Below are 2574 nucleotides of genomic sequence, written 5' to 3'. Positions count from 1 at the left end.
CCACATCGCTATCAAGCTAAAATTTTATAGTACCCCCAGAACGAAATTTTGTGTTAACTTATAACAAAAAAATATATATTTAGAACGTACTACAACTTCTGTTTGGCTACTAAAGTATCTAAAAAGACAAGTTCAACGCCAACTCAGAAACTAGGTTTAACCGATAAACAATTTACTTTAAACGATATTCTATACTTTAAATAAGCTGGACAATCATCCTATTTTAAAAAGGATGATTTTTTTTAGAGGTTCCTGTGGAATTTTATGTTAAACTTAATATAAATATTATGAAAATTCAATCTTCAACAAACGGGCAGGATTATTGAACAAGTTTTATGAACTTTAGTGGTAGCATCATTAGTGAAATGCTTTATAACAACTAATTAAGGAGGGATAGAATATGAGAAATAACTTTCAAGTCGTTGCGTTACAAGAGAAGGAGTTTAATAACCTATTTCTAATGAATGAAGAAGTATTAAAAAGTATCGGGGCAGTCAAAATAATAGCAAATCAAAATCCTGGATATCCTTGCAGGATAAGTTTGAAGGATGCAGAGGTAGGAGAAGAGGTAATCTTACTGAATTACCAATATCATAGTGTTAATTCGCCTTATAAAGCAAGTGGTCCTATATTTATACGAAAGGGAGCAACTACCGCTAAGCTAGATGTAAATGAAATTCCGCATATGTTACATCATAGGTATCTATCTGTACGCGGCTACAATGCTGACTCAATGATTGTAGAAGCAAGGGTTACAGAAGGTGTAAATTTAAGAGAAAATATAGATGAAATTTTTGATAATAAAGAAGTAGAATATATTCACATTCTTAACGCTAAACCAGGATGCTATAACTGCCTTGTTAATAGAGTGTGAAAAAATTGGAAATGCAAACTTCTATTATCCTATAAGGGGTAACACCAAATCGCTATCAAACTAATACAACAAAATCTCCCCTAAAATGAAAAAATACGCTATTCTTTCTGTAGAATCATAGGAAAGGATGGCGTTTTTGTATGTCTATTTCTGTATCCGATGAATTACAACTATTTGCTCAAGAGATTCAAAGCTGTTTATCTCCAAATATCTTACGAGATCTTGCTAGAGATGTTGGTTTTGTACAACGAACTAGTAAGTATCAAGCGAAGGATTTAGTCGCTTTATGTGTATGGATGAGTCAAAATGTCGCTGCGACTTCTTTAACTCAGTTATCTAGCTGTTTAGAAGTATCAACAGAAGTACTCATCAGTCCTGAGGGACTGAATCAACGATTTAATAAAGCGGCTGTCCAATTCTTACAACACATACTAGCTGAACTACTAAACCAAAAATTGGCCTCATCTATGCTCATTTCTTCTCCATATACTTCTGTTTTCAAGCGTATCCGTATTTTAGATTCAACTGCATTTCAAATCCCAGATCCCTTTTCATTCGTTTATCCGGGTGCAGGAGGATGCAGCCATACAGCGGGAGTGAAGATTCAGCTTGAGTATGATTTATTAAGTGGACAATTCCTTCATATTCATACAGGTCCAGGTAAACAACATGATCGAACCTACGGTTCCCTGTGTGTCCCAACTGTAACAGCGAATGATTTATGTATCCGAGATTTAGGCTATTTTCATTTAAAAGATCTTCAACATATACAAGATAAAAAGGCTTACTATATCTCACGTATCAAATCGAATACACGTATTTATCAAAAAAATCCTAACCCTGATTATTTTCAAGATGGCAGAATCAAGAAAGGTACAGAGTATATCCAGATAGATATGGAGGTTTTAATGAACTCTCTTCAACCAGGACAAACATGTGAAATATCCAACGCTTATGTAGGAATGAATGATAAAATCCCAACTCGTGTGATTGTTCATCGGCTAACAAAAGAACAACAACAAAAACGATTACAAGATCAAACTGTAAGAGAAAAAAAGAAAGGAATGAAGTATTCCGCTCGTAGTAAACGACTTAGCGGTATCAATGTATATATGACAAATACTCCTACAGATATTGTCCCATTGGGACAAGTACATGATTGGTATTCTCTACGTTGGCAAATCGAGATTTTATTTAAAACGTGGAAATCATTCTTTCATATTCATCATTGTAAAAAGATAAAACGAGAACGATTGGAATGCCATTTGTATGGGCAATTGATTGCCATTCTACTCTGTTCTTCTACCATGTTTCAAATGCGTCAATTACTTCTTATGAAAAAGAAACGAGAACTGAGTGAATATAAGGCCATATATATGATTAAAGATTACTTTCTTCTTCTTTTCCAAGCTATACAGAAAGACACCCAAGAGCTATCAAAGATTCTAATTCGCCTGTTCAACCTCCTACAGCAAAACGGGAGAAAATCTCATCGATATGAGAAGAAAACAGTCTTTGATATATTAGGTGTCGTTTACAATTGTACCATGTCTGATAATCAAGCGGCTTAATTCAAAAAAATGAAACCCATTAGGGCTTATTTCGCATGCAAATCTTTAAATTCCCTACACGTGGTCTTTAGAAAAAAGAAGCAACCCCTACTATGATTGACGTTGTATGAGCTTAGCTTGATAGCGATG

Annotated in this window: 2 protein-coding genes; both read left to right on the top strand. The window is 34.3% G+C overall.

The genetic code is table 11. The annotated features are described in order from the left end of the window. Positions 1-400: 400 nt before the first annotated feature. Positions 401-874: a DUF1203 domain-containing protein gene (locus tag MR109_RS29530; RefSeq protein WP_001245419.1), complete on the top strand. Its 474-nt coding sequence runs from the start codon at positions 401-403 to the stop codon at positions 872-874. Positions 875-1014: 140 nt separating this feature from the next. After that, entirely contained in the window at positions 1015-2445 is a 1431-nt protein-coding gene (locus MR109_RS29525) for an IS4 family transposase (protein WP_242274850.1), read from the top strand. Positions 2446-2574 lie beyond the last annotated feature (129 nt).

The sequence above is a fragment of the Bacillus cereus group sp. BfR-BA-01310 genome, assembly GCF_022664325.1.
Lineage (GTDB): Bacteria > Bacillota > Bacilli > Bacillales > Bacillaceae_G > Bacillus_A > Bacillus_A paramycoides.
The sequence above is the reverse complement of the archived record's forward strand: the minus strand, read 5'-3'. Positions and strand labels throughout refer to the sequence as shown.